5 protein-coding genes and 1 pseudogene are annotated in these 7,990 nt (G+C 42.9%); 4 read left to right on the top strand and 2 right to left on the bottom strand.

Going from position 1 to position 7,990, the window contains the following annotated elements:
• Positions 1 to 409 precede the first annotated feature (409 nt).
• Together EWV60_RS13865 and EWV60_RS13870 are read right to left on the bottom strand one after the other, a co-directional pair.
• Positions 410 to 1,360: a hypothetical protein gene (locus tag EWV60_RS13865; protein WP_287232841.1), complete on the bottom strand. Its 951-nt coding sequence runs from the start codon at positions 1,358 to 1,360 to the stop codon at positions 410 to 412.
• 7 nt (positions 1,361 to 1,367) lie between these two features.
• Complete coding sequence (locus EWV60_RS13870; RefSeq protein WP_287232842.1) at positions 1,368 to 2,732, bottom strand: UDP-N-acetylmuramoyl-tripeptide--D-alanyl-D-alanine ligase; 1,365 nt, start codon at positions 2,730 to 2,732, stop codon at positions 1,368 to 1,370.
• 421 nt (positions 2,733 to 3,153) lie between these two features.
• Between EWV60_RS13870 and purD the strand changes: the two genes are divergently transcribed.
• From purD to EWV60_RS13890, 4 genes and pseudogenes are all read left to right on the top strand, one after another.
• A complete protein-coding gene (purD, locus tag EWV60_RS13875; RefSeq protein ID WP_130757272.1) occupies positions 3,154 to 4,419 on the top strand; it encodes a phosphoribosylamine--glycine ligase in 1,266 nt (421 codons plus the stop codon).
• A 196-nt stretch (positions 4,420 to 4,615) separates the two neighbouring features.
• On the top strand, positions 4,616 to 5,842 hold the full coding sequence (locus EWV60_RS13880) for a glycosyltransferase family 4 protein (protein WP_287232843.1): 1,227 nt from the start codon (positions 4,616 to 4,618) through the stop codon (positions 5,840 to 5,842).
• A 178-nt stretch (positions 5,843 to 6,020) separates the two neighbouring features.
• Positions 6,021 to 7,577, top strand: coding sequence for a CPBP family intramembrane glutamic endopeptidase (locus EWV60_RS13885; protein ID WP_287232844.1), 1,557 nt, complete (start codon positions 6,021 to 6,023; stop codon positions 7,575 to 7,577).
• A gap of 246 nt (positions 7,578 to 7,823) precedes the next feature.
• Positions 7,824 to 7,990 (top strand): annotated as a pseudogene (locus EWV60_RS13890) (Uma2 family endonuclease); the annotation flags it as partial.

The raw sequence follows: 7,990 nt of genomic DNA on the forward strand, positions 1-7,990 counted from the left end.
TCTGGCTCTCGGGGTTTAGGTCTCTAATCAATCTCATTGTATTTTCCTGCTGCTTCGTTTTTTTATGTATTATACTTCTTAATTTTTTATTTGGGTAATTAATTTTGCATGACTACTTAATGGGTTTTTCTGTGCTTTTTTGGGCAGCAACGGTTGAAACCCTTGCCACACCTAGAAGGTGATCCTAATTAAGACAGGTAAATGAGTCAATTTCACCCATAACGATGATCTTTTTTTTGTGTAGTTTTATTGCAAAAAAAAAGTTTTTTTGACAAAAAGCACAAATTATGCTGCGGTCTAGCGGATTTCTAGCTGCGAGTAATTATGGGAGAGAAGGGAGCAAGGAGAGAAAGTTCGAGCATTTGTACTAAAAATTCTCATAGGCAGTTTAAATTCAGTACAGCAAACCCTAATTATTTAAGAGCAAAGGTCGCAGAAAACCGCCATAATTCTCGTCATCCGTACCGATAAAGACTTCTACTTCACCTCTAGGAGATTCTCTGGTGGTCACCGCTTCCACTTTCGAGCCGTCGATTTCTGCAATTTTTTGGGGATTAGGGGCAAGAATTAGGCTATTATCGGCTGTAACTTGACCGATACGGTAAACAGCACTTCTAAACACTCCCGCACTATCTGGATCGTAAGCGGAAGCTATGTAGATATTACCTTGCTTATCTACGGCTAAATCGGAGATGGGGCGAATATTTTTACCGCTACCAAAAGGACTCCGAAAAGTTACCGACTGAAATTCCCCGAATTTTAAGGGATTGAAGGAGATATCCGTCCAGCGAATCTTTGTACTCTCTTGACTATCGGCCCGTTCTGCGTAGATAAATAGATAACGATCACCTTGCCGACTAACAGCGATCGCCTCTACATTTTCCACCGCGATCGGCCAATTTATTTGCTCAACTATCTTGACTTTTTGCTGGCTGTATGCTAATAAAAATAGTCTTTGAAAAGGTTTTTTCTCGCCACTTTCAGCCAACAAAAATAAATCAGTTTCTGGGATATGAGTAATACTTTCGAGATCGTTACTCAATCCCTCTGGATTTGGCCAATCTACCCTTAAAACCTGCCATAATAGCGGTTTTTCCTGCGTAGGTAGCTGTAAAAGACTGAGTCTTGCTTGAGATGGATCACTTTTTTTGCCCTTATTTTTGGCATCGTGAACCCCTAGAAAAATATCTGCTTCCACCCAAGCTAAACCACTGAGATCTGGGAGATAAGTCTCCAGTCGTCTCGATTCTTGAGCAAAAGAGACTTGCACTGCCGAAAAAAAGAAAATTAGCGTTAAAATACCCGAAAAAACTGTTTTTAATCGGCTATTCTTGCTAAAAAATGCTCTATTCTCTAACATCTCTTCCCTAACTCCCAATATCACTGATTAACTCCTCCACCACCCGATTTAAACCGACGGAATGGGAAGCCTTGCATAAAATGCGATCGCCTGAATCAATCACTTCCTTTAAACGATTAATTAAATCTGCGTGAGTTTGAAAACATTCGCAAGCGACCCCAGTAGCGGACTCAGCAATAAACTTAGCTTCGGGGTCGTCCACCAAGACAAACAAGCGATCTATGCCTAGTTTTTGCACCCTCTCACCGACTTGGCGATGTAATTGCTCCGAAAAAGACCCTAACTCCTTCATCGTGCCTAAAACAGCAAGATGACGCTGACCGGGGGTAGCTTTTAGTAAATCCAAGGCCGCTAACATTGATTCTAGACCAGCGTTATAGGTTTCATCGAGGAGTAGGATATCGGTTGCTAATTGGTAACGTTTGGCCCGACCACTGGGTAAATTAACTTTAATTCCCTCTTGCAAAGAAGTCCAATCGATGCCTAAAATTTTCGCTACAGCCAAGGCTGCCATAAAATTTAAAGCGTGATGACGACCAGATAAAGGTAAGTTAAAATCTAGTCCATTGACTCGTAAAGTAGTTAAATCCAGTAATTCCCCGACTATATCGCCGCCAGAGAAGCCATAGGTAATTTTTTCCCCCTGCCATACCCGTTTAGCTGTTTCCGTAAGTAAAGGGTGATCGTAGTTAAGAACAGCTATACTACCAGAAGGAGACTCGGCCAATAACTCGCATTTGGCCTCTGCGATCGCCGATTCCGACCCTAAACGACCGATGTGAGCGGTTCCCACATTAGTAATCACTGCGATGGTCGGTTGGGCGATTTGAGCAAGCAGGGCAATTTCTCCCCGTCCCCGCATTCCCATCTCGATTACGGCACTATCGTGAGTTTCATCCAGTTCGAGGAGAGTTTTCGGCACTCCGATCTCATTGTTATAATTAGCCAGGGTTTTGTGTACCTTTCCCCGGGTTGCTAATACGGAAGCGATTAATTCTTTAGTGGTGGTTTTCCCCACCGATCCCGTAATAGCAATCACGGGTATAGTAAATTGATTCCGCCACCAGTGGCCTAATTGCTGGTAGGTTTCTAGGGTATTCTTAACTAGGAATACGGGAATATTTTTAGAAGGATTTACCGACACTGGCTGATCAACAATCAAGGCCGCTGCTCCTCTTGCGATAGCCATATCGATAAAATCATGACCATTAAAATTATCACCTTTTAAGGCTAAAAATGCTTGTCCTGACTCAATACTGCGGCTATCGGTATTAATGCCAGATACTAAACTATCGCGACTAAAACTTATGTCAGCTTTATCTTGTAAGGACAATAATTGAGCTAGTTGATTCAGGGATAAATGACAGGGCATAGACAGTAAAAATAATTAGAGTAAATTCCGAATAATCTGAAAGATAGATTGAGGGTTAACGGGGACTTAGATCAGATAAAATCGATTCTTCTTGGCTCTCTCAATCGCACCGTGTGCAATGTAGGGACGCAACGCTTGCGCCCATAATCTAATATTGTGAATATTTTTGACCCCATGTCCGAGAGAGCCAACTCGATGCAGTAGAATGACCCAAAATAGGGACAGCCTAAGAAGGGAGCATCTACTATCTAATCACAATTGACTCCTTTACAGCAGTTATCTGATCACCTCCGTAGGACTAGGGTTATTGCTCAACAGGTGGGGAGCGAGGATTAAAAAGTTAAGTAATCTCAACTTCTAGCCAATGGCACCCCAGAGCTAGGGGATAATTAAACCATCGTCATTTAGGCTGCGTCTATCCGTGAAAATTATCGTTATCGGCAGTGGTGGTCGAGAACACGCTCTAGCTTGGAAACTCCTACAATCGCCTCAAGTAGAACAAGTGTTCTGTATTCCAGGTAATGGGGGAACGGCAATTTTACCTCAATGTGAAAATATCCCCCTAGCAATGGAGGATTTTGCCGAAATTAGTCGTTTTGCCCGGGAAAATAGCGTCGATCTGGTGGTTGTCGGTCCAGAATATCCCCTCTCCCTCGGCATTACCGATTATCTTCTGTCCCAAGAAATAACGGTTTTTGGCCCCACACAAACCGGGGCCTTAATTGAATCGAGCAAATCCTGGGCCAAAGAATTAATGAGCGAAGCCGGAGTTATCACCGCCACTTCCGAAACCTTTACCGATGCAGAATTAGCAAAAACTTATATCCGAGAGCAAGGAGCGCCAATTGTGGTGAAAGCCGACGGATTAGCCGCAGGAAAAGGGGTAATTGTCGCCGAAACCGTAGATATGGCCCTAGAAGCGATCGATGATCTTTTTACCAGTGGCTTTACTAAAGTCGTGGTGGAAGAATTCCTAGAAGGGGAAGAAGTGTCTATCCTCACCCTCACCGATGGGATCAGTTTTCGTTCCCTGCTACCCGCCCAAGATCACAAGCGCATCGGTGAAGGCGATACCGGCAAAAATACCGGCGGTATGGGAGTTTATGCCCCCGCACCCATAGCCACCGCCGCCATTATCGAAGCGGTGGACCGAGACATCCTCGCCCCCATCGTCGCCACCCTGCAAAAACGCGGCATTGACTATCGGGGAGTCCTCTACGCGGGTTTAATGATTTCCCCCGCCGGAGAGCCAAAAGTTCTCGAATTTAACTGTCGTTTTGGCGATCCCGAAACTCAAGCGGTTTTACCCCTACTGGAAACTGCCCTGGCACCGCTGCTGCTGGCTTGCGCTCAACAAAAATTAACTGATTTCCCCTCTTTACAATGGCGATCTGGTAGTGCCGTTTGTGTGGTGGCTGCCTCTGCCGGTTATCCCGACCACTACGAAAAAGGCCAGTTAATCACGGGAATTAAGGCAGCTGAAACCGAGGGAGCGATCGTTTTCCACGCCGGCACGGTTTTAAAACACGGCGATATCTTTACCGATGGCGGCCGGGTTTTGGGTGTCACGGCGATGGGAGCCAATTTTAATCAGGCGATCGAACTTGCCTATCAATCGGTGAACAGGATACACTTTCAGGGCATCTATTATCGTCGCGATATCGGCCACCGGGTAAGGGAAAAATAAGGGTCAGTATTGAGGCAGGGGTAAGGGGGTTTTGAGGATTAATTTATTAGCCAATTGCCCCTTTTTTCCGCCTCTCTGACCGAATGCTCACCTCTTTCTAGGGTAATCCCTAACAAAGGCGCATCTGATTTGTCAAAAAACCAGTAACTATTGATAAAATCATGAAACTGAATCGCCTAACCAAATTGCCATCCCTATGCGAATTTTGCTCTATTCTTATAACTATTATCCTGAACCGATCGGCATTGCTCCCCTAATGACAGAATTGGCGGAGGGATTGGTTAAAAGAGGTCATCAAGTTAGGGTTTTAACCGCCTTTCCTTGGTATCCTAATAGTGAAATCGATCCCGAATACCGAGGAAAAATCTATCTGGAAGAAGAACGAAATGGTGTTAAAATTCAACGTTCCTACGTTTGGGCGCGCCCCGAAAGAAGTTTAAAAAATCGAATTTTCTTTGAATTGAGCTTTGTTTTTTTGAGTTTCTTTCAGGCTCTCAAAGGTGAAAAACCCGATCTAATTTTCTTAACTGTCCCCGGATTACCCGTTTGCGTTCCCGCAGCTTTATTGAGTAAATTATATGGGGCGCCGATTATTCTAAATTTACAGGATATTCTGCCCGATGCGGCAGTTCATGTGGGATTATTAACTAATCAGAAAATGATTAAGGTTTTTAGTAGTCTCGAAAAATTTGCCTACAAAACTGCCAGCAAAATCTCAGTTATTGCCGATGGTTTTACCAAAAATCTCCTCACTAAAAATGTGCCGAGTCAGAAAATTATTGAAATTCCTAATTGGGTGGATGTGAGCTTTATTAAACCTCTGCCGAAAAACAATAATTATTTCCGCCAAGAAAATCATCTTGAGGGCAAGTTTATTGTTTTATATTCTGGCAATATTGCCCTAACTCAACCCTTGGAAACTTTAATCGATGCCGCAGTTCACTTAGTTAATATTCCTGAGATTCAAGTGGTAATTGTTGGTAAAAAAGAGGCCCTTGATCGCCTAGAAAAGTATCGCCAACAACAGGGGGCCAGTAATGTGCTTTTATTACCCTTTCAACCCCGGGAAAAATTACCAGAAATGTTAGCCGCCGCTGATGTGGGTATGGTGATGCAAAAACATAACGTGATTTCCTTTAATATGCCGTCCAAAATTCAGGTATTATTAGCTAGTGGCCGTGCTATTATTGCTTCTGTTCCCGCCGCTGGAACTGCTGCTAGGGCGATCGAGCGCAGTGGTGGTGGTTTGGTGATTAATCCTGAAGATCCGGAGGCATTAGCTACAGCTATTTTAAAGCTATACAAAAACCCAGATTTAGCAACTATACTAGGAGAAAAAGGACGACAATACGCGGAAGAAAATTATGCCTTTGAAAAGACTTTGGATCAATACGAAAAGCTTTTTTCTCAAGTAATTAGTTAATAATTAGGGTAAGTAGTTATAATTAAATTGAAGATAGCTCCCCCCTTAATCCCCCCTTGATAAGGGGGGTATCTGACAATTTTTAATACCTACCTATAGGGAATAGGGGAATTTCAACTAAAACCCTAAAACCCTAAAACCCCATCAGCTAACCTCTAACTCCCACTTAACTATTTTCATGTTTGATAATTTCTCAAAAAAACTCCCCTGGCAAAGTCTCAAACAAGCGATCGCTTTTGTCTTAACAATTATTGCTTTAACTCCAGTGGTTACAGCTTTAATTTCTAGTGTTAATCAGCCCCAAATCCAATCGAATATTCAACTATATCAAACCAATCTCAACCTACAAGTCACGACTCTCAGCAGCGATGCTGACCCTAATAGCGAGGAATTTGCTAATCTTAAATTAATGCAAACTTCCCTGATCGGTGAAGCTCCTTATACCACTGCCGAGGAACAGTATTTATCAGCCCAGAAAAGTGCCAAAAAAACAATCACCGAACTAAAAAAATCAGCAGTTAATCCCGAACAAAAAAAATCTCTTGAGCGCGAAATCAATTCCTTAAAAGATTTAGAACTGAAATTAAGTCTCATTCAAGCTAGTCAAGGTGACTTGGATTCGGCACGGAAAATCTGGCAAGAGATCAAGGAAAAATCAGCATTTGAGAACTATAAACCTGCTGTTTTAAAAAATGCGCTGCTGTTAGAGGGATTGTACAGTGAACCCCCCCAAATTGCTGCCGATGCTGAAGCGAGAATCGAGCGCAATTTTCAAGGATGGTTTCGTTATATCATTCTGGAAAAATTATATAGTCTCGAAAATCGTCAAGAGGATTTACTCGCTTTAGAGGAAGAACAGAGTGAAGTGGCGGCTAATGCGTTAATTAAACTAATTTTAGTGGCTTTGTTGCCTCTTATCGGCGGTTTAATCGGTTTTGTGCTGTTGATATTTTTATTAGTGCAGTGGCTGCTCCGCAAACGGCGAGCGCTGCTCTTTCTAGATGATAGTCTCGCTTGGCAAACTAAGTGGGGAGGAGAAACCCTCTGGTGGGGAATAATTATCGGTTTCTTTTTCGTCGGACAAATTGTTTTACCGGTAATTTTCGGGATTTTATCGAGTTTCTTGAGTCTCAATCCCGAACAATTTAACCTAGAAGCTAAAGCAATATACGTTGTAGTTAGTTATTTAGCCTTAACATTGAGCAGTTTATCGGTTTTATACCTAGCGATCAAGCCTTTTCGCCCTTTACCTCCCGATTGGTTTCGTTTTAAACTCTTTAGTCCTTGGCTTCTCTGGGGGTTAGCCGGCTATTTTGTCGCTTTACCCCTGGTTATTATCGTTTCTTTGCTCAATCAACTAATTTGGCAAGGACAAGGAGGCAGTAACCCGCTGCTGACTTTAGCCCTAGAATCCCAGAATACCTTCGCTTTAATCTGTTTTGGCTTTACCGCTTCCCTTGCCGCTCCTTTTTTCGAGGAAATTGTCTTTCGCGGTTTTTTACTAGCTTCTTTGACTCGTTATCTGCCTGTTTGGGGTGCGATTGCTCTTAGTAGTTTGATTTTCGCCCTTGCTCACCAAAATTTGTCAGAAGTGCTGCCTTTAACCGTCCTAGGTTGTGTTCTTGGCTTTGTTTACACCCGCTCGAAAAATTTATTATCCTCGATGTTGGTTCATAGTCTCTGGAATGGTGGCACCCTGTTAAGTTTATTTTTATTGGGCAGCGGTGCGGGTTAAGTGAGGTCAAAAGTCTCTGGTTTTCGGGGTAGTCTAGGGATAATATCCAATACACTTGTACTTTATCTTGATGAGAGAAGGCTGTAATTTATAATTAAATATCAACCTAAGTGGGTGGGTGGAATTAAATATAAGATGAACGTAGGTTGGGTTGAAGCATGAAACCCAACGCCTGCATGGGTTACGCTACCGCTAACCCATCCTACAAATAATTGTGCCTCCCTACTTATCTCTGTTGGACAAACCATGACTATCGCTCAAAGCTTACCCCTAGTGGAGTCTCATGTAAACCCCGAGATAATCTTCCCAGAAGGCGAATTTTGGAGTGATGAACCACCCTTGGAAAGTAACCTACATCTACAACAAATTATTTTATTAATTCAGTGTTTAGAATGGTGGTGGCGCGAGCGAGA

It is taken from the genome of Microcystis sp. Msp_OC_L_20101000_S702, assembly GCF_007095705.1.
GTDB classification, from domain to species: domain Bacteria; phylum Cyanobacteriota; class Cyanobacteriia; order Cyanobacteriales; family Microcystaceae; genus Microcystis; species Microcystis ichthyoblabe_A.